The 18,662-nt window shown below is 59.4% G+C and carries 19 protein-coding genes, 1 tRNA gene and 1 pseudogene; 10 read left to right on the forward strand and 11 right to left on the reverse strand.

What is annotated here, in order from left to right; translation table 11 throughout:
- Positions 1-65 precede the first annotated feature (65 nt).
- Positions 66-839 carry an SDR family NAD(P)-dependent oxidoreductase gene (locus F7R20_RS10765; protein WP_003205512.1) on the forward strand — a complete coding sequence of 258 codons (774 nt, stop codon included), beginning with the start codon at positions 66-68 and terminating at the stop codon, positions 837-839.
- Between the two features lie 27 nt (positions 840-866).
- Positions 867-1,172 (forward strand): YkgJ family cysteine cluster protein, encoded by a 306-nt coding sequence (locus F7R20_RS10770; RefSeq protein ID WP_003205513.1) that lies wholly within the window; start codon positions 867-869, stop codon positions 1,170-1,172.
- Positions 1,173-1,296: 124 nt separating this feature from the next.
- Here the strand turns inward: F7R20_RS10770 and F7R20_RS10775 are convergent, their stop codons facing one another.
- From F7R20_RS10775 to hemA, 6 genes are all read right to left on the reverse strand, one after another.
- Positions 1,297-1,815, reverse strand: a complete 519-nt coding sequence (locus F7R20_RS10775; protein WP_003205514.1) for an acyloxyacyl hydrolase — start codon at positions 1,813-1,815, stop codon at positions 1,297-1,299.
- A 113-nt stretch (positions 1,816-1,928) separates the two neighbouring features.
- Entirely contained in the window at positions 1,929-2,720 is a 792-nt protein-coding gene (gene murI / locus F7R20_RS10780; RefSeq protein ID WP_003205515.1) for a glutamate racemase, read from the reverse strand.
- On the reverse strand, positions 2,713-3,468 hold the full coding sequence (locus tag F7R20_RS10785; RefSeq protein WP_003205517.1) for a molybdopterin-synthase adenylyltransferase MoeB: 756 nt from the start codon (positions 3,466-3,468) through the stop codon (positions 2,713-2,715). The genes murI and F7R20_RS10785 overlap by 8 nt, the downstream gene beginning before the upstream one ends.
- Positions 3,462-4,292, reverse strand: coding sequence for a peptide chain release factor N(5)-glutamine methyltransferase (gene prmC / locus F7R20_RS10790; RefSeq protein WP_003205518.1), 831 nt, complete (start codon positions 4,290-4,292; stop codon positions 3,462-3,464). Before prmC ends, F7R20_RS10785 begins: the two co-directional genes overlap by 7 nt.
- A 14-nt stretch (positions 4,293-4,306) precedes the next feature.
- Entirely contained in the window at positions 4,307-5,389 is a 1,083-nt protein-coding gene (prfA, locus tag F7R20_RS10795; protein WP_003205519.1) for a peptide chain release factor 1, read from the reverse strand.
- Complete coding sequence (gene hemA / locus F7R20_RS10800; RefSeq protein ID WP_003205522.1) at positions 5,386-6,675, reverse strand: glutamyl-tRNA reductase; 1,290 nt, start codon at positions 6,673-6,675, stop codon at positions 5,386-5,388. Before hemA ends, prfA begins: the two co-directional genes overlap by 4 nt.
- A 172-nt stretch (positions 6,676-6,847) precedes the next feature.
- Here hemA and F7R20_RS10805 point away from each other — a divergent pair, with 172 nt between their 5' ends.
- The 8 genes from F7R20_RS10805 to ychF all read left to right on the forward strand — a co-directional run bounded on the left by F7R20_RS10805 (position 6,848) and on the right by ychF (position 13,767).
- Positions 6,848-8,572: a tetratricopeptide repeat protein gene (locus F7R20_RS10805; protein ID WP_003205523.1), complete on the forward strand. Its 1,725-nt coding sequence runs from the start codon at positions 6,848-6,850 to the stop codon at positions 8,570-8,572.
- Between the two features lie 4 nt (positions 8,573-8,576).
- Positions 8,577-9,194 (forward strand): lipoprotein insertase outer membrane protein LolB, encoded by a 618-nt coding sequence (lolB, locus tag F7R20_RS10810; protein WP_003205525.1) that lies wholly within the window; start codon positions 8,577-8,579, stop codon positions 9,192-9,194.
- Between the two features lies 1 nt (position 9,195).
- Positions 9,196-10,047 (forward strand): 4-(cytidine 5'-diphospho)-2-C-methyl-D-erythritol kinase, encoded by an 852-nt coding sequence (ispE, locus tag F7R20_RS10815; RefSeq protein ID WP_003205527.1) that lies wholly within the window; start codon positions 9,196-9,198, stop codon positions 10,045-10,047.
- 36 nt (positions 10,048-10,083) lie between these two features.
- Positions 10,084-10,158, forward strand: a tRNA-Gln gene (locus F7R20_RS10820).
- Positions 10,159-10,205: 47 nt separating this feature from the next.
- A complete protein-coding gene (locus F7R20_RS10825) occupies positions 10,206-11,147 on the forward strand; it encodes a ribose-phosphate pyrophosphokinase (protein ID WP_003205529.1) in 942 nt (313 codons plus the stop codon).
- 143 nt (positions 11,148-11,290) lie between these two features.
- Positions 11,291-11,893 (forward strand): 50S ribosomal protein L25/general stress protein Ctc, encoded by a 603-nt coding sequence (locus F7R20_RS10830; RefSeq protein ID WP_003205531.1) that lies wholly within the window; start codon positions 11,291-11,293, stop codon positions 11,891-11,893.
- A 166-nt stretch (positions 11,894-12,059) separates the two neighbouring features.
- On the forward strand, positions 12,060-12,644 hold the full coding sequence (gene pth / locus F7R20_RS10835) for an aminoacyl-tRNA hydrolase (protein WP_003205533.1): 585 nt from the start codon (positions 12,060-12,062) through the stop codon (positions 12,642-12,644).
- Between the two features lie 22 nt (positions 12,645-12,666).
- Positions 12,667-13,767: a redox-regulated ATPase YchF gene (gene ychF, locus F7R20_RS10840; RefSeq protein ID WP_003205534.1), complete on the forward strand. Its 1,101-nt coding sequence runs from the start codon at positions 12,667-12,669 to the stop codon at positions 13,765-13,767.
- 229 nt (positions 13,768-13,996) lie between these two features.
- On the opposite strand, the gene F7R20_RS10850 is transcribed toward ychF, so the two are convergent.
- The 5 genes and pseudogenes from F7R20_RS10850 to F7R20_RS32275 all read right to left on the reverse strand — a co-directional run.
- Positions 13,997-14,374, reverse strand: a complete 378-nt coding sequence (locus tag F7R20_RS10850) for a c-type cytochrome (RefSeq protein WP_003205536.1) — start codon at positions 14,372-14,374, stop codon at positions 13,997-13,999.
- A gap of 106 nt (positions 14,375-14,480) precedes the next feature.
- Entirely contained in the window at positions 14,481-15,068 is a 588-nt protein-coding gene (locus tag F7R20_RS10855; protein WP_003205538.1) for a hypothetical protein, read from the reverse strand.
- 14 nt (positions 15,069-15,082) lie between these two features.
- Positions 15,083-15,517 carry a DUF3592 domain-containing protein gene (locus F7R20_RS10860; RefSeq protein WP_003205539.1) on the reverse strand — a complete coding sequence of 145 codons (435 nt, stop codon included), beginning with the start codon at positions 15,515-15,517 and terminating at the stop codon, positions 15,083-15,085.
- Positions 15,518-15,648: 131 nt separating this feature from the next.
- Positions 15,649-16,554 (reverse strand): methyl-accepting chemotaxis protein, encoded by a 906-nt coding sequence (locus tag F7R20_RS32270; RefSeq protein WP_374046029.1) that lies wholly within the window; start codon positions 16,552-16,554, stop codon positions 15,649-15,651.
- Positions 16,549-17,811, reverse strand: a pseudogene (locus F7R20_RS32275) (PDC sensor domain-containing protein); the annotation flags it as partial. The gene F7R20_RS32270 and the pseudogene F7R20_RS32275, both read right to left, overlap by 6 nt.
- Positions 17,812-18,662: the final 851 nt, after the last annotated feature.

The raw sequence follows: 18,662 nt of genomic DNA on the forward strand, positions 1-18,662 counted from the left end.
CTAGTCGTACGGACTCTACTGAAAAGCTACGTATCAGTGCGCTGTCCAATCGAAAGGAGGAGGGAATGGGTCTAAGACTGCCACGGCGCTATTGGCTCACCGGGGCTGGCAACGGAATCGGCGCTTCGTTGGCTGAGGCGATACTGGAGACAGGTGCATACCTGGCCGTCAGTTCGCGCTCGACCCGATCATGCGAAACCCTTTCGGTACGTTATCCAGGACAAGTGCTAAGCGTGCCCGGCAATTTGACCGACAGCCAGGCCGTGCGCGAGATCGGCGAACAGATCGCCCGTCAATGGGGCGCCCTGGATCAGGTGATCGTCAATGCCGGGACGGCTGAGTACGTTGACGGGCAGCCGGCTGATCACACATTGATCGAGCATATCGTGCGCAGCAATCTGCTGGCTGCCAGTTTCTGCCTCGAAGTGGCCATGCCCTTGTTGCGCGCCGGGACCGAACCTCATCTGGTGGGCATTGCCAGCCCGGCGACTTACCTGCCGCCTTCGCAAATAGAAACGGGTGGCAGCGGGATGCGTCATCTGTTCGAATCGGCTCGGGCAGACTTGGCGTGCGCGGGTGTCGATGTGACGTTGGTACACCCTGGCTACGACGGCCCATTGCTGGGGCCCGACGATTGCTTCCAAACCCCGATTCACTGGTCGGCGGACGAAACAGCGCGGCATGTGCTGGATCAGTTGGTCGAGCGCCCGCGAGAAGTTGCGCTTCCCATTGCCTCCATGACCGCACTCTGGCCTTTGCCTTCGTCGACCGAAACCCTGCCAACCGATATCGGCTCATCCCAGGCGAAAAACGGCTATCCGATCAAGGGACAACCCTGAGCCGCCGATTGCCTTACACTGCGGACCATGAAAACCATCCCCGTCCATGAAATCCCGGCACCGGCCGTCACGTGTTCGACGTGCGCGGCGTGCTGCTGCCAGTTGGAAGTGATGTTGATCACCGACACTGGGGTTCCGGAGCGTTTTATCGACACGGACGATTGGGGTGGAGAGGTGATGCTGCGGCTGGATGACGGTTGGTGCGCGGCCCTGGATCGCGACAGCATGATGTGCACCATCTACGAAAAGCGTCCGCTGATCTGCCGGGAGTTCGAGATGGGCGCACCGGAGTGCCTGGAAGAACGCCAAGGGATTGCGACGGCGTATCGATAAAGGCGTGGTCTGATCTATTGTGGGAGCGAGCTTGCTCGCGATAGCGGTGAGTCAGACAACTTTATCTTGGCTGGTCTATCGCTGTCGCGAGCAAGCTCGCTCCCACTGTTCTCAAACTGTTTTGTTACAGCGGCATCGTATAGTGCAGCGAGTAGCTTTCTACACCGTCGTTAGTCGACTTGATACCGGCGTTGGAGTAATGAGTGGCGCGAATGCCCACTTCATGCCCACCGTTGAAGCGCAGGCCGAAGCCGATACGATCTTCAAATTGGAAAGCCGTACCGAGCTTGTTGTCTTCCACTTCGGTATTGGCGAACAACGCCACACCGACACCCGCCTCGATGTAAGGCTTCACGTTCTGGCCGGAAAACTCATACACAAACACAGGCGAAAACGACAGGCTGTGATTGCTGGATGTCTCGTCCCCTTCCCAATAGGTGTAGGCGCCGCTCCAGTAGCCAGTCAGGCGACCGACATCACTTTGCAGCCAACTCTTGTCCCAGTCGAACTGCATGCCCAGGCGATAGGTCATGGTCGAATCGCTGGTCTGGCCAACCCCAAATTCCACACCCGCTGCTTGTGCAGTGTAAGTGTGCCCCAACAATGCGGCCGCAAGCGCGGAAAAGCAGAATAAGCGCTTCATTAGAAACATCCTTTTCGAACAGACTTAGTTAGTTTTGTTACAAACAGACAAAGCTATAGAAATCCGCATCCAAACAGAAGTTCAGCCCGTTTCACACGGTTTTCACATTCTTTTTACAGATCGAAGCTTCGCACAACGCCGGACGAATGCCATAGCGTTGGTAGGATTTTTCTTAAATGTATCGGGTCTGCACTCGTCCAGAAATACGTTTCGCCGGCTGGCCCCTCAGCCAACAGCTCTCGCTCAGCCAAAAGGCGCTGAAGTTGCCGGGCCACGGCGGCACCGGTGTCGATCAGGCTGATGTGCTCCGGAATCATCCGCGCGAGCAATGGCTTGAGGAAGGGATAGTGCGTGCACCCCAGGATCAGCGTATCGCAGCCGGCTGCCAGCAAGGGGTCGACGTAATGTTGCAGCAACTGATACAAGGCCGGACTGTGCAAATCACCCGTTTCGATCAGTTCAACCAGGCCCGGGCACGGTTGCGTGATGACTCGCACATCGGTGGCGAAACGGTCGAGCAAAGCGGCGAACTTGGCGCTCTGCAAGGTGCCGGTGGTGGCGAGCACGCCGACGATACCGCTACGGGTCGCGGCAGCCGCCGGCTTGACCGCCGGCTCCATCCCGACGATGGGCCAATGGGGAAAATCACGGCGTAGATCGGCAACGGCAGCAACCGTTGCGGTGTTGCAGGCTACAACCAGCGCCTTGGCGCCCTGGCCCAGGAGAAAGTCGGCAATGATCGAGCAGCGTTGTCGGATGTATTCCGGGGTCTTCTCGCCGTAAGGAATATGCCCACAGTCGGCGACATACAACAGCGATTCATTGGGCAGCAGCTGGCGAATTTCCCCCAGCACCGACAACCCGCCGACACCCGAGTCAAGCACACCAATCGGCGCTTCACTCATGCTGGCCACCGCAGACGCTGCAACCCGGGTCACGCTTGACCCGCAGTTCACGGAAACGCGTGCCCAGGGCGTCGATCAACAGCAAGCGCCCCACCAGCGGCTCACCGAAACCGGCCAGCAACTTCAAGGCTTCAAGGGCTTGAAGGCTGCCCACCAATCCTACCAGCGGTCCGATCACACCGGCCTCGCTGCAGGTCAGCTCGGCTTCGCTGCCGTGGCCATAAAGGCAGTGGTAGCAAGGGCTTTCGGGGCGGCGTGGGTCGAACACCGACAACTGCCCTTCCAGGCGAATCGCCGCGCCGCTGACCAGCGGTTTACCCGCTGCGACACAGGCCGCGTTCACCGCTTCGCGGGTCGAAAAATTGTCGGAGCAATCGAGTACCACATCCACTGCCGCGACGGCCGCGGCCAGACTGTCTTCGTCCATGGCCGCCCGGTGAGGCACCAGCCGAACCTCGGGGTTGATCGCCCCAAGGCGTCGCATCGCCGAATCGACTTTGCTCAGGCCGACGCTGTCGGTGTCATGGATGATCTGGCGTTGCAGGTTGGTCAGGTCGACGGTGTCGAAATCCGCCAAGTGCATCTCACCCACGCCAGCGGCGGCCAGGTACAACGCCACCGGGGCGCCGAGACCGCCAAGGCCGATGATCAGCACGCGGCTTTGCTTGAGACGCAATTGGCCGTCGATGTCGACGTGCTGCAACAGAATCTGCCGACTGTAGCGCAACAGCTCCTGATCGTTCAGCACGGCAGGCACCCCAGGCTGATGCGCTCATGACCACCCAGGTCCTTGCGGCTGTGGACTTCGACAAAACCTTGAGTGCGCAGCAAATCGCACACCGCCTCGGCCTGATCGTAACCATGCTCGAGCATCAGCCAGCCGCCCGGCTCGAGGTGAGCCGGTGCCTGGGCAACGATCTGGCGCAAATCATCGAGCCCGTCCGGCCCGGCAACCAGGGCACTGGCCGGCTCGAAGCGCACGTCGCCCTCGATCAGGTGCGGATCGCTGGCCGCAATGTACGGCGGGTTGCTGATGATCAACTCGAAACGCGTGTCTTCCAGCGCACTGAACCAGTGGCTGCTCAACACCGTGACGTTGTGCAGGTCCAGGCGCTGGCGATTGCGCTCGGCCAGGGCCACAGCCTCCAGCACCCGGTCGACCGCCGTAACTTTCCAGGCCGGGCGCTCGCTGGCCAGTGCCAGGGCAATCGCGCCGCTGCCGGTGCCCAGATCCAGGACCCGGGCCGGTGTAGCCGGCAGCAAGGCCAGCGCGGTTTCCACCAAAAGCTCGGTGTCAGGACGCGGGATCAGGGTATGGGGCGCGACTTCCAGATCGAGTTTCCAGAAGCCCTGTTGTCCGAGTATGTACGCCACCGGCTCGCCAGAGCGCCGCCGCCGCAGGTATTCGGAGAACAGCAACGCCGCCTCGCTGGGCACGATCCGCTCGGGCCAGGTGTGCAGGAAGCTGCGGGACTTGCCCAAGGCTGCGGCCAGCAACAACTCGGCGTCCAGCCGTGCCGTGGGCGAATCCGGCAACTCGGCCGCGCGTAACAGACTGGCGATGATGGTCATTTTTTCACCTGTGCTTACTCGCCAATCGCAGCCAACTGGTCGGCCTGGTATTCGGCCAGTAACGGCTCGATCACCGCATCGACACCACCGGCAAGGATCTCGTCCAGGGAATACAGGGTCAGGTTGACGCGATGGTCGGTGACCCGGCCCTGGGCGAAGTTGTAGGTACGGATCCGCTCGGAACGATCGCCCGAGCCCACCAGCAATTTGCGTTCGCTGGCGATGGCATTGGCGGCGGCGCTGGTCTGCTGGTCGTTGAGCTTGGCCGACAACCAGGCCATGGCCCGCGCGCGGTTCTTGTGCTGGGAACGTTCTTCCTGGCACTCGACCACGATGCCCGAGGGCAAGTGCGTGATGCGGATCGCCGAGTCGGTCTTGTTGACGTGCTGGCCGCCCGCGCCGGAGGAACGATAAGTGTCGACCCGCAGATCTGCCGGGTTGATCTCGATGGCTTCCTGCTCGTCCGGCTCGGGCAATACCGCCACGGTGCAAGCCGAGGTGTGGATCCGCCCTTGGGACTCGGTGGCCGGCACGCGTTGCACGCGATGGGCGCCGGATTCGAATTTCAGCTTGCCGTAGACGTTGTCGCCTTCGACCCGGGCGATGACTTCTTTATAGCCACCGTGTTCGCCTTCGTTCTCCGAGAGGATCTCCACCCGCCAACCGCGACGTTCGGCGTAACGCGAATACATGCGAAACAGGTCGCCGGAAAAAATCGCCGCCTCATCGCCGCCGGTACCGGCACGGATCTCAAGGAACACATTGCGCCCGTCATTCGGGTCCTTGGGCAACAGCATGCGTTGCAGACTGCTTTCCAGTTCAACCAGTTGATCCTTGGCTTCGCGGACTTCCTCCACGGCCATTTCGCGCATATCCGGGTCGCTGTCCTTGAGCAGTGCCTGGGCACCTTCAAGGTCACCCTGCACTTTGAGCAACTGTTTATAGGTGGCGACAATCGGCTCGACTTCCGCGTATTCCTTGGAATAGGTGCGGAATTTGTTCTGGTCGGAAATGACTTCGCCATCGCCCAGCAAGGCGGTCAGTTCTTCGAAACGGTCCTGGAGGATGTCCAGTTTGTTGAGCAGTGACGCTTTCATTGCGGTTTTTTATCCGAAAAGCTATCCGGTGAGCCCTCACCGAGGGCGAAGAGTTCCTGGGCCATGGCCAGCGCATCGAGGCGGCCTTCGGCGGTCAACTTCTTGAGCTGGACACTGGGGGCGTGGAGCAATTTGTTGGTCAGGCCGCGGGCCAGTTGTACCAGCACCTCTTCGGCATTGCCGCCGTTGGCCAGCAGGCGCTGGGCTTTTTGCAGTTCCTCGTCGCGCAGGCGTTCGCTCTGCTGACGATAGGCCTTGAGCACATCCACCGCCGCCAGCTCGCGCAGGCGCACCATGAAGTCGTCGGCACCGACGCTAATCATCTCTTCGGCCGCCTGGGCCGCGCCCTGCCGGCTCTTGAGATTCTCGGCGACCACCTCATGCAGGTCGTCGACGCTGTAGAGATACACGTCATCCAGCTCGCCGACTTCTGGCTCGATGTCCCGGGGAACAGCAATGTCCACCATGAAAATCGGCTTGTGCTTGCGCAGCTTCAGGGCACTTTCCACGGCGCCCTTGCCAAGGATAGGCAACTGGCTGGCGGTGGAACTGATGACGATGTCGCTGTGTACCAGTTCCGCGGGAATGTCCGACAGCAACACCGCATGGGCACCGAACTGCTCGGCCAGGGTACTGGCCCGCTCCAGGGTCCGGTTGGCGACGACTATGCGCTTGACCCCCAGGTCATGGAGATGGCGGGCGACCAGGGTGATGGTCTCCCCAGCGCCGATCAGCAGCGCCTGGCTGCGTTGCAAATCACTGAAAATCTGTTTCGCCAGGCTGACAGCGGCAAACGCCACGGACACCGGGTTTTCGCCGATGGCCGTGTCGGTGCGTACCTGCTTGGCGGCGTTGAACGTCGCCTGGAACAGGCGCCCCAGCAGCGGGCCGACGGTGCCGGCCTCGCGGGCCACGGCGTAGGCCGACTTCATCTGGCCGAGAATCTGCGGTTCGCCCAACACCAGCGAGTCGAGCCCCGAGGCGACACGCATCATGTGACGAACGGCCGCATCATCTTCATGCACATAGGCACTGGCGCGCAGTTCTTCAAGGCTCAGCTTGTGATAGTCGGCCAGCCAGCGCAGGACTGAATCGGCCGAAACGTGATCCTGTTCTATATAAAGCTCGCTGCGATTGCAGGTGGAGAGGATCGCAGCTTCGCGGCTGTCGGTGAGTCGGCAGAGCTGCTGCAAGGCCTCAACCAGCTGCTCAGGCGTAAAGGCCACGCGCTCGCGGACGTCTACTGACGCAGTCTTGTGGTTAATACCGAGTGCAAGGAAGGCCATTCAAGGTCGCTGATAGTGACGTGAAGCCGGCAATTGTCCTACTTCGTCAGATTCAGAACAACCACTCGATCTCTATCGCCCTGCCCGGGGTTGTAAATCGACGGGGCGGTTATGTTTGACCGAAGGCTTGTGTCATGATGATCTGACCGCAGGTTAGTCGTCCTCTTCCTATATGAATAGATCTTCCGCGTTGCTCCTCGCTCTTGCCTTGCTCAGCGGCTGCCAGTCCATGGCCCCCGTTTCGACGGACGGTACGCCGCCGGTCGAAGACAGCGTGCAGGTACCTGAAAAACCCAAGGTCTACGGCTCGTTCAGCGAAGAAACCATCTTCAGCCTGTTGAGCGCCGAACTGGCAGGCCAGCGCAATCGCTTCGACATTGCGCTGGACAACTACGTGACCCAGGCCATCAATACCCAGGACCCGGGGATCTCCGAGCGGGCATTTCGCATTGCCGAATACCTGGGCGCCGACCAGCCCGCGCTGGATACCGCGCTGATCTGGGCCAAGAATGCCCCGGACGACCTCGAAGCGCAGCGCGCCGCTGCCGTGCAACTGGCCCGGGCCGGACGCTACGACGACTCCATGATGTATATGGAGAAGGTCCTGCTGGGCAAGGGCGACACCCACTTCGACTTCCTGGCCCTGTCCGCTGCCGATACCGACCAGGAAACCCGCAACGGCCTGATGAAAAGCTTCGATCGCCTGTTGCAGCGCCACCCGAACAACGGCCAGCTGATTTTCGGCAAGGCCCTGCTGCTGCAACAGGATGGTGACACCCAGGGCGCCCTCACCCTTCTGGAAGACAACCCGCCGGAAGCTGGCGAAGTAGCGCCGATCCTGCTGCGCGCACGCCTGCTGCAAGGCTTGAACCGCGGCGACGAAGCGCTGCCGCTGCTGGAAAAAAGCATCAAGAAGTACCCGGACGACAAACGCCTGCGCCTCACCTACGCCCGCATGCTGGTGGAAAACAACCGCATGGACGACGCCAAGGTGGAGTTCTCCAGCCTGGTCCAGCAATACCCGGAAGACGACGAGTTGCGTTATTCCCTGGCGCTGGTCTGCCTGGAAGCCAAGGCCTGGGAAGAGGCCAAGGGTTACCTGGAAGACCTGATCGCCCGGGAAAGCCACGTCGACTCGGCCCATCTGAACCTGGGTCGCATCGCCGAGGAGCGCAATGACCCCGAGAGCGCACTGATCGAGTACGCCCAGGTCGGCCCGGGCAACGACTATCTGCCGGCGCAGTTGCGCCAGGCCGATATCCTGATCGGCAATGGCAAGACCGCCGATGCCCAGAGCCGCCTCGCCGTACAACGCGACTCCCAACCGGACTACGGCATCCAGCTGTACCTGATCGAAGCCGAAACCCTGGCGGCCAACAATCAGGGCGACAAGGCCTGGAACGTGCTGCAACAAGCCTTGAAGCAGTACCCGGATGACCTGAACCTGCTTTACACCCGCGCCATGCTGGCGGAGAAACGCAATGACCTGGCCCAGATGGAAAAAGACCTGCGCCTGATCATCCAGCGTGACCCGGACAACGCCATGGCCCTCAACGCCCTGGGCTATACGTTGTCGGATCGCACCACCCGTTACGACGAAGCCAAGCTGCTGATCGAACAGGCCCACCAGATCAATCCGGAAGACCCGGCGGTGCTCGACAGCCTTGGCTGGGTGAATTTCCGCCTGGGCAATCTCGATGAAGCCGAACGCCTGTTACGCCAGGCCCTGGAGCGCTTTCCCGACCAGGAAGTCGCCGCTCACCTGGGCGAGGTCCTGTGGGCCAACGGCAAACAACGCGAAGCCCGGCAGATCTGGAGCCGATTCCTCAAGGATCAGCCTGACAGCCCTATCTTGCGCAGCACCATCAAACGCCTGACCGGATCCGAGACTCTTTAAGATTATGTTTTTGCGCCATCTCATCGTTTTCAGCTTCATTGCCCTGCTCGCCGGTTGCGCGGGCTTCGGCGCCCGTGAATCCGTCCAGGGCCAGGGCAACCAGGCCCAATGGCGCGAGCACAAGCAACAACTGAGCGGCCTCGACGGCTGGCAGATCGACGGCAAGATCGGTATCCGCGCCCCGAAAGACTCGGGCAGTGGCACGCTGTTCTGGCTGCAACGCCAGGACTACTACGATATTCGCCTGTCAGGCCCATTGGGGCGCGGTGCGGCCCGCCTGACCGGCCGACCGGGCCAGGTATCGCTGGAAGTTGCCAATCAGGGACGCTACGAGGCGCCCACGCCCGAAGCGCTGCTGGAAGAACAACTGGGCTGGAAGCTGCCGGTTTCCCACCTGACCTGGTGGGTTCGCGGGCTGCCGGCACCAGACAGTAAAAGCCGCCTGACCCTCGACGCCGACAGCCGCCTGTCCAACCTGGAACAGGATGACTGGCAGATCGAATACCTCAGCTATGCCCAGCAGAACGGCTACTGGCTGCCCGAACGCATCAAACTGCATGGCAGCAACCTCGACGTCACGCTGGTGATCAAGCAATGGCAGCCGCGCAAACTGGGGCAATGACATGAGCGCCGCACGCCTGACCCTGCCCTCCCCGGCCAAGCTCAACCTGATGCTGCACATCCTCGGTCGTCGCCCGGACGGCTACCACGAGCTGCAGACGATTTTTCAGTTCCTGGACTACGGCGACGAAATCACCTTTGCCGTACGCGACGACGGCGTGATTCGCCTGCACACCGAATTCGAAGGCGTTCCCCACGACAGCAACCTGATCGTCAAGGCCGCGAAAAAACTCCAGGCACAATCCGGCTGTCCGCTGGGCATCGATATCTGGATCGAAAAGATCCTGCCCATGGGTGGCGGCATCGGTGGCGGCAGCTCGAATGCGGCCACCACGCTGCTGGGTCTCAACCACTTGTGGCAACTGGGCTGGGACGCGGATCGCCTGGCCGCCCTGGGCCTGACACTGGGCGCCGACGTGCCGGTTTTCGTGCGTGGCCACGCCGCTTTCGCCGAGGGCGTAGGGGAAAAACTCACCCCGGTGGACCCCGAAGAACCCTGGTACTTGGTGCTGGTGCCGCAAGTCTCTGTAAGTACAGCAGAAATTTTTTCAGATCCACTGTTGACACGTAACTCTCCTCCCATTAAAGTGCGCCCCGTTCCCAAGGGAAACAGTCGAAATGACTGCTTACCGGTGGTAGCAAGGCGTTATCCAGATGTTCGTAACGCTTTGAATTTGTTAGGTAAATTTACCGAAGCAAAACTCACCGGAACTGGAAGTTGTGTGTTTGGGGGCTTCCCAAGCAAAGCTGAAGCTGATAAAGTCTCGGCCCTTCTGACAGAGACCCTTACAGGGTTTGTAGCAAAAGGAAGCAACGTTTCGATGTTGCATCGCAAGCTGCAAGACCTGCTCTAAAGGAATCGAGTGCTGGGCACTCGCAGCAACAGATACAGGGGCGTCGCCAAGCGGTAAGGCAGCAGGTTTTGATCCTGCCATGCGTTGGTTCGAATCCAGCCGCCCCTGCCATTTTCCTATACTCATCCAGGTATACCCTCAGCCTTCAGGTACTGCGCGTGTCCAAGATGATGGTCTTTACGGGGAACGCCAACCCCGATCTGGCTCGGCGTGTCGTACGTCAGCTGCATATCCCTCTCGGTGACATTTCTGTCGGTAAGTTTTCCGACGGTGAAATCACTGCGGAGATCAATGAAAACGTTCGCGGTAAAGACGTCTTCATTATTCAGCCGACTTGCGCTCCGACCAACGATAACCTGATGGAACTCGTCGTGATGGCTGATGCCTTCCGTCGCTCCTCGGCTACTCGTATCACTGCTGTTATTCCTTACTTTGGTTATGCCCGTCAGGATCGCCGTCCGCGTTCCGCGCGTGTGGCAATCAGCGCGAAAGTCGTGGCTGATATGCTGACCGTAGTCGGCATCGACCGTGTTCTCACGGTTGATCTGCATGCTGACCAGATTCAGGGTTTCTTCGATATTCCCGTGGATAACATCTACGGCTCCCCGGTCCTGGTGGATGATATTGAAGATCAGCGCTTCGAAAACCTTATGATCGTGTCCCCGGACATTGGCGGCGTCGTGCGTGCACGGGCGGTTGCCAAATCCCTGGGCGTGGATCTGGGTATCATCGACAAACGCCGTGAGAAAGCCAATCACTCCGAAGTGATGCATATCATCGGCGACGTCGAAGGGCGTACCTGTATTCTGGTCGATGACATGGTCGATACCGCCGGCACCCTGTGCCACGCGGCCAAGGCCCTGAAAGAGCATGGCGCTGCCAAGGTCTTTGCCTACTGCACACACCCTGTGCTGTCGGGTCGAGCGATCGAGAACATTGAAAATTCCGTGCTGGACGAGCTGGTGGTCACCAATACCATTCCGCTGTCCGCTGCAGCACAAGCCTGTGTGCGTATCCGCCAACTGGATATCGCACCGGTTGTTGCCGAAGCGGTTCGCCGCATCAGCAACGAAGAATCGATCAGTGCGATGTTCCGCTAAGGGCCCTGCCCTTTCCAGGACATCTCGTTGACGAAAAGCGCCCCGCCCCGGCATTACCTGTCGGGGCGGGGCTTTTTTGCCCATATCGCCTTAAGCGCTGGTCGCAAGCGCTGGGGTGAATGTGGTTACTTTGGAGATACAACATGAACGAATTTACTCTGAATGCTGAAGTGCGTTCCGACCTGGGGAAAGGTGCGAGCCGCCGCCTGCGTCGTCTCGCAAGCCTGGTTCCAGCTGTAGTCTACGGTGGCGAGAAAGCCCCTGAGTCCATCAGCATGCTGGCCAAAGAAGTTGCCAAACTGCTCGAAAACGAAGCGGCCTACAGCCACATCATCGAGCTGAACATTGGCGGCACCAAGCAGAACGTCGTGATCAAGGCCCTGCAGCGTCACCCGGCCAAAGGCCACGTGATGCACGCCGACTTCGTACGCGTAGTAGCTGGCCAGAAACTGACCGCTATCGTGCCTGTACACTTCGTTGGCGAAGCTGCTCCGATCAAGAAAGGCGGCGAAATTTCGCACGTTGTTTCGGAAATCGAAGTGACCTGCCTGCCGAAAGACCTGCCTGAATTCATCGAAGTCGACCTGGCTGACGCCGAAGTCGGCACGATCATTCACCTGTCCGACCTCAAGGCTCCTAAAGGCGTTGAGTTTGTTGCTCTGGCACACGGCGATGACAAGGCAGTTGCCAACGTCCACGCTCCACGTGTTGCTCCAGAAGCCACTGAAGAAGGCGCTGCAGAGTAATTTCACTCTGTCGCCGGAGTGACCGGAAACATCGCGGACTGGAACGTAGCGAGACAGCGGGCGAGAACGCGAAGTTTACTTAACGGTAAATCCGCCATTATCGTCCACTGTCGCAACACCGCCTGATTGCGACATCGTTATCCACACTCCAGGAAGGGCCCCTATCGTGACTGCCATTAAACTGATCGTTGGCCTGGGAAATCCAGGCGCTGAATACGAACAGACCCGGCATAACGCAGGGGCCCTTTTTGTTGAGCGCATCGCGCAGGCACAAGGCGTCAGCCTGGCAGCCGATCGCAAGTATTTCGGCCTGACCGGTCGCTTCTCGCACCAGGGTCAGGATGTTCGTCTGTTGATTCCCACCACCTACATGAACCGCAGCGGCCAGGCCGTGGCGGCATTGGCCGGTTTCTTTCGCATCAAGCCTGAAGAAATCCTGGTGGCCCACGACGAACTCGACCTGCCTCCGGGCGTTGCCAAGCTCAAGCAAGGCGGCGGCCATGGCGGTCACAACGGGTTGCGCGACATCATCGCGCAACTGGGTAATCAGAATACCTTTCACCGCCTGCGGCTCGGCATCGGCCACCCGGGCGTTGCCAGTATGGTTTCAAACTTTGTCCTGGGTCGTGCGCCTCGCGCCGAACAGGAAAAACTCGATGCCAGCATCGACTTTGCCCTCGGCGTGCTGCCGGATATCCTCGCCGGTGAATGGAACCGCGCGATGAAAAACCTGCACAGCCAGAAGGCCTGACACTTATCCGAGGGGAAACACCATGGGATTCAATTGCGGCATCGTCGGCCTGCCTAACGTCGGCAAGTCCACCCTGTTCAACGCCCTGACCAAATCCGGTATCGCGGCTGAGAACTTCCCCTTCTGCACCATCGAGCCGAACACCGGCATCGTTCCGATGCCCGATCCACGCCTGGAAGCCCTGGCGGCCATCGTGATCCCGGAGCGCGTGCTGCCGACCACCATGGAGTTCGTGGACATCGCCGGCCTGGTGGCTGGGGCCTCGAAAGGTGAAGGCCTGGGCAACAAGTTCCTGGCCAACATCCGCGAAACCGATGCCATCGCCCACGTGGTCCGCTGCTTCGAAGACGAGAACGTGATTCACGTCTCCAACAGCGTCGACCCGAAACGCGATATCGAAATCATCGACCTGGAACTGATCTTCGCCGACCTCGACAGCTGCGAGAAGCAACTGCAGAAAGTCGCTCGCAATGCCAAGGGTGGCGACAAAGACGCCGTCGCCCAGAAAGCCCTGCTCGAGCAGTTGATCGCCCACTTCACCTTGGGCAAGCCGGCACGCAGCCTGATCAAGAACATGGGTGCCGATGAGAAGCAGATCGTTCGTGGCTTCCACCTGCTGACCACCAAGCCGGTCATGTACATTGCCAACGTTGCCGAAGACGGCTTTGAGAACAACCCGCTGCTGGACGTGGTAAAAGCTATCGCCGAAGAAGAAGGCGCGATCGTGGTACCGGTCTGCAACAAGATCGAAGCGGAAATCGCCGAGCTTGAGGACGGCGAAGAGAAAGACATGTTCCTGGAGGCCCTGGGCCTGGAAGAGCCTGGCCTGAATCGCGTGATCCGCGCGGGTTATGAAATGCTCAACCTGCAGACGTACTTCACCGCTGGCGTAAAAGAAGTCCGCGCCTGGACCGTTCGCGTCGGGGCTACCGCGCCACAAGCCGCGGCCGTGATCCATACCGACTTCGAAAAAGGCTTCATCCGCGCCGAAGTCATCGCCTATGACGATTTCATCCAGTACAAGGGTGAAGCCGGTGCCAAGGAAGCCGGTAAATGGCGTCTGGAAGGCAAGGAATACATCGTCAAGGACGGTGATGTGATGCACTTCCGCTTTAACGTCTAAGTTGTCGCTGGTGTTGCGGGTGATGGTGTGTATATCCGTTATTTAGGTAACGGCTGCTTAGGATTCCGCCCTGACGGCGGCTCACTTTTGAGAAGCCCGGAAGCCGGCCCAGTCAAAAGTGACCCGCTGTAAGAGCGGAACCGCCAGTAGTCCTTACCGCAGAAACGGATATACACACCACCCCAAACCGTTTCTATCGCACTCAAGAGATCAACAGCAGCCCAAAAAATCATCGGCCCTTCGAAATCACACCACCCATATACTGATTCAAATCGCGAAAATCCTTAACACTCCAAGGATACGGCGATAGCTTCACACCATTCTCTCGCAAGGTCCTCGGAATCAAATCCCCATTGGGTCGCAGTATTATCGACGACACAATCACACCCGGATAATCACTGAGTCGTTTCTTGAAAGCGGCAGTTGTAAGGTCAGGCGTAGGAGGATTGCTTTTATGAGCCAACGGCCCTGTCCCCTTGATATCTGCGCCGTGACACATGGCACATCTCTGTAAATAGAGATTTTTCCCATTGGCACTATCCGCAAAGGATAGTGATGTTTGAATGAGCGATAAAAACCCTAGCGAAGCGATGACTAATATTTTCATTATGCTTTCGGCACATGCCAATTTTTATGGGCGCAACGCCCTGCGGGAACAAACTCATTCCCACAGGTTTTAGATGCCGGGATTGTTGTCTGTTCGCACAATCTGACTAGAACAGGTAGCCCATGTAGATCGCCGCCCCACCACCAGCCTGCAAGCCAGCGTTCATCCCGGCCATGACCACCGCGCCCTTGGCCGAACGCGCCAGTTGCCGGTTGACTGTGGTCGAAGCAATGAGCGAGGTTGCCGGGTTGGAACTCAGGACCACCGACAACGCCAGCAACTTGGGATCGAGCCCGAACAGCAGCGCTGTGGCCGAACCGCCGATCCCCAGGCCCACGCCCACTTCGGTATACATGCAAGGGCCGGTGATGTCGTCACTGGTCAGGTCGCGATCGACCAGGGCGTCACTGACAAACACTCTGCCAACGCTGTAAAAAGACTCCGCCGCACCCGCAGCCGACACACCCTTGCCCTTGATCTGAATATTGATCTTGCCAAAGCGCGGCAATCGCGCGCCAACACCGACACCTACGCCGACGCCGCCATAGCGGTAACTGACGTCCTCGCCCTGGGGCGAACGCAGGATAATCGAACCGCCACTGCCAGCCACCATGACCACGGTCAGGCCACCACCGCTAGCGGTCTGGTACTGCCAGCGACTCTCATTAACCGGGAGTGGGATGTTATAGCTCATACGTTCAAAGTCCTTTAAGTGAATGAACCGCACCGCGACCGCGCTGGTCGGATGGTTTTCAGCAACCCGACCAGGGTGAAGAACAGCCCCATGGCACCCAACATCACTGGTGTCCCCCACAGTGCACCTCGATCCACGACAAGGGGGTTGGCGGCCGGCTGCTCGGGCAAATAATAAACTCGCACCGGCTGCCCCGGCTCATAGCCGAAGATGAAGCCACCCTGGGGGTAGGAAATTTTTTCACCTTTGCCAGTGGTGAACGCGATTTCGGGGTGAGAACCACCGGCGTTCAGCCGACTAACGATGCCATCGGCGGTCTGTGCCCGGGCGAGGAAGTCGCGACGGTCGAGGGTGAGATTGACGGCAATGCCCAGCAAGCCAATGCCGATCAGCGCAAAAAGCAGGCCCAGCAGTATCGTCCCGATGCGTGACGGGGTGTCGTTAGCCATAGCTTGTCCCGGTATTCATCCATGAAAGAAGGCGGCGAGGATAACAAAAAGCCTGCTATGCCGTAATGCTGTTCATTCGAGGTTTGTGACCGCCGTGGCAAGGGAACTTGCTCCCTCGCCACGGACGCCCATTAGCCTCTTTTGACTTTGAAGCGTCCCAACACCCGCTGCATCAGCGAGGCTCGCTCTGAAAGGTCCTTGGCCGCCACTGCGCACTCTTGCGAGTTCGACTGGTTTTTCTGCGTCACTTCGTCGATCTGCTCAAGCCCGATACTGGCCTGCTGCAAACCTGAAGCCTGCTCGCTGGAGGCCTGGTAGATCAGCGAAACCAGGCTCGACACCGCGCCGGTTCCGCTGACGATGTTCTTCAGCGATTCGGCGGTTCGGCCGGCGATGACCATGCCGCGCTGAGTCTTGCTCGAGGAATCGGCGATCAGCGCGGCGGTCTGCTGGGCGGCCTCGGCACTGCGGGCGGCCAGGCTGCGTACTTCATCGGCCACCACGGCAAAACCGCGCCCAAGCTCACCGGCCCGGGCAGCTTCGATCGCCGCGTTCAGGGCCAGCAGGTTGGTTTGTGCGGCAATGTTGTCGATGGTGGTGATGATCGCAGTGATGTCCTTGCCCGAGTTGTCGATTTCGGCCATGGCGGCAATCAGTTCGCTCATCAATTTGTCGCTTTCCCCGGCATCGGCCCGCGAGGCCTGGGATTGCTCATCGGCTTTCTTGGCGTTGGCGGCGTTGTCCCGGGTCTGGGCGGCCATCTGCGTCATCACCGCGCTGATTTCGGTGATGGACGAGGCGGAATTGGAGGCCCCGTCGGAGAGTGACTGACTCAAGTCGGTAACCTGCGCCGAGCTGCCGGTGATCTGGGTGGCGCTGATCTGAACCTCGGAAATCAGCTGGTTCAGGTTGCTGACCATCTTCTCCAATGACTTGCCAAGGGTGTCATGGGGCGAAGACAAGCGGACCTCCAGGTCCAGGTCACCTTCGGAAATACGCTCGGCCACCCGCACCTGCCGTTGCAGGCTTTCAGACATGTCGTTGAGGGCCGCAGACAACTGCCCGACTTCGTCTTCGGATTTCTGCACCAGGCGACGAGAGAAATCTCCCAGGCTGATGGTGGCGGCCAAGGCGGCGGCTTCGCGAATCGGCCCAACGATTTTTGCCGCGGCATACCACAGGGCAGCCAGGGCCAACAACGAAATGACCAACCCTACCGACACTTGCCAGATGCTGTTGTTGAGGCTGCGTGCCTGCAGCTCCTGCTCCAGGGCGATGGCCTGGCTCATGACCACAGCCTTGGGCAGGCGAATCAACACCGCCCAGGGCTTGCCCGTGCGACCGAGCGCAATGGGCATCAGCACTTCAATGTTCTGTGTTTGCGCATTGAGCAGGCCATCACCCCGACCGGCCTGGATATCGCGGAGCACTTTTTCCCAGGATTCAGGCAACAAGGCCTTGATCGGCTGGCCAATCAGGTCGGTCCGCTGGCTGTCCGCGACCACCAAGCCCTGGTTACTCAGGATCGAAACCGTGCCTTTGCCGCCGTAGAGATCAGCAGACATCTGCTCGCTGAGTTTCTGGATAAACGCGATATCGAAGTCAGCCCCGACCACACCGTAGAACTTGCCGTTGGACACGATGGGCACCGACAAGGTGGTCAGCCAGACGTTTTTCCCCTGGACCACATAAGGAATGGGGTCGAGCACGCTTTCCTTCAGGGTGTCGCGCGGGCCGCTGTACCAACCGCCCTTGGGCACACCGTTGGGATGACGGTCCGGGGAGTCATACTCGACCAATGGTTGCACCGCGACATGGCCGTCGGCGCTGCGCGTCCAGTAAGGCGTGAAGCGTCCGGTCAGCGGGTTATTGCCATCCTCTGCATTGCGGAACGCCGGATCCTGCCCGTCTAACGCATTCGGTTCCCAGCAGGAATAGGTGCCATTGAAGTCCGGGTTATCCTTGAGGACGCTGAGCAGTACGCTGTTGATCTGTTCACGCCCCAATGCCAGGGGGCTTTGCGAGGCCTTGCTGGCGGCAAAGGCATTGGCCATGGTGCGGGCCGCATCCAGCGCATTCTGCAACTTGGCCTGGATGGCGTTGGCCCGGGATTCGGCCAGGTTCTGAATTTCCCGGATGGTTGATTTCTCAACCAGTGCGCTGACCTCGGTCGAGACATATTGCTCATTGGCCCGGGCGCTGAAGAGCCCGTAGACAATCAGGCTGATGGATGAAACAAACAGGCATACGCCTGCCGTGACACAAATGCGTGCCTGCAATGACTTGAACTTCATATCATTCCCCGCCTGATTCTATTTATGGCCAACGTCAAAAGACGGCAGCATCTAACGTGTGCACGACACGGCATGACAATCGATCACGGCTGCTACGCCGCCCCCCAAGACAAACACCTTGGAAGAACTTGGCGATACAGCTCTTTATAAGAATTTCAATATGGCAGGTGGGGGGCACAACCCCTGTCCGCCCGCAGCGCAGAAGAGGTCATCAAACCAAGAACCGAAGGCCTTATGTCCGGGACAATAAGGGCGATAGGTGGAAAGAATGTGAAAGCCTGCTTTTCCAGTCACCACAGGGGTCACCCTTGAATAATGCTGCAGATTCCCTTCTAACCATTAACCACAACAGCAAATTAACACGACCAACCCTTATACAAATACCCACTTAAGGCTTATACAAACCAGTACTTTGGTCGCAACAGCAACGTACTTATCAAGTACAAGATTCAAGTTGAGACTCTCTCGTTGCACGGCACTGGCCGCCACCCCGCAATGGCGACCTCGGGCAAGATATGAGCACCAGGCTACACTCCATGCGCGTCCTGCAAGGCACAACGCTCAAGCGCCTTCTTCCGCATGGATAGGGAGATTCTCATGCACAGTCTCGCAGACTACGGATATACGAAGAGACCAGCCCCCGCCCCCGCCATTCGTGCAGTGCTGCCAGCCACTGGCGACATTGAACGGCACCCTCCTGGCTGAGTATTCCCTCGGCTACCTCAAGTCCGGGAGCGGTTGATTCGCTCCGGGACCTGTTCGCGACCCAACACTTGAAAAGACTTCCCGATCAATTGCATCGGCGTAGCAGGCACAGGCGCGCCGGATTCGTGGGAGCGCAACCGTGCCCA

The organism is Pseudomonas brassicacearum subsp. brassicacearum, assembly GCF_008801605.1.
GTDB classification, from domain to species: domain Bacteria; phylum Pseudomonadota; class Gammaproteobacteria; order Pseudomonadales; family Pseudomonadaceae; genus Aquipseudomonas; species Aquipseudomonas brassicacearum.

Coding starts and splice junctions, on each gene's coding strand:
- ychF (WP_003205534.1), top strand. CDS start 12,667: ATGGGATTCAATTGCGGCATCGTCGGCCTGCCTAACGTCGGCAAGTCC.
- ispE (WP_003205527.1), top strand. CDS start 9,196: ATGAGCGCCGCACGCCTGACCCTGCCCTCCCCGGCCAAGCTCAACCTG.
- F7R20_RS10775 (WP_003205514.1), bottom strand. CDS start 1,815: ATGAAGCGCTTATTCTGCTTTTCCGCGCTTGCGGCCGCATTGTTGGGG.
- F7R20_RS10850 (WP_003205536.1), bottom strand. CDS start 14,374: ATGAAAATATTAGTCATCGCTTCGCTAGGGTTTTTATCGCTCATTCAA.
- F7R20_RS10770 (WP_003205513.1), top strand. CDS start 867: ATGAAAACCATCCCCGTCCATGAAATCCCGGCACCGGCCGTCACGTGT.
- murI (WP_003205515.1), bottom strand. CDS start 2,720: ATGAGTGAAGCGCCGATTGGTGTGCTTGACTCGGGTGTCGGCGGGTTG.
- F7R20_RS10830 (WP_003205531.1), top strand. CDS start 11,291: ATGAACGAATTTACTCTGAATGCTGAAGTGCGTTCCGACCTGGGGAAA.
- F7R20_RS32270 (WP_374046029.1), bottom strand. CDS start 16,554: ATGTCTGAAAGCCTGCAACGGCAGGTGCGGGTGGCCGAGCGTATTTCC.
- lolB (WP_003205525.1), top strand. CDS start 8,577: ATGTTTTTGCGCCATCTCATCGTTTTCAGCTTCATTGCCCTGCTCGCC.
- prfA (WP_003205519.1), bottom strand. CDS start 5,389: ATGAAAGCGTCACTGCTCAACAAACTGGACATCCTCCAGGACCGTTTC.
- prmC (WP_003205518.1), bottom strand. CDS start 4,292: ATGACCATCATCGCCAGTCTGTTACGCGCGGCCGAGTTGCCGGATTCG.
- hemA (WP_003205522.1), bottom strand. CDS start 6,675: ATGGCCTTCCTTGCACTCGGTATTAACCACAAGACTGCGTCAGTAGAC.
- F7R20_RS10805 (WP_003205523.1), top strand. CDS start 6,848: ATGAATAGATCTTCCGCGTTGCTCCTCGCTCTTGCCTTGCTCAGCGGC.
- F7R20_RS10855 (WP_003205538.1), bottom strand. CDS start 15,068: ATGAGCTATAACATCCCACTCCCGGTTAATGAGAGTCGCTGGCAGTAC.
- F7R20_RS10765 (WP_003205512.1), top strand. CDS start 66: ATGGGTCTAAGACTGCCACGGCGCTATTGGCTCACCGGGGCTGGCAAC.
- F7R20_RS10860 (WP_003205539.1), bottom strand. CDS start 15,517: ATGGCTAACGACACCCCGTCACGCATCGGGACGATACTGCTGGGCCTG.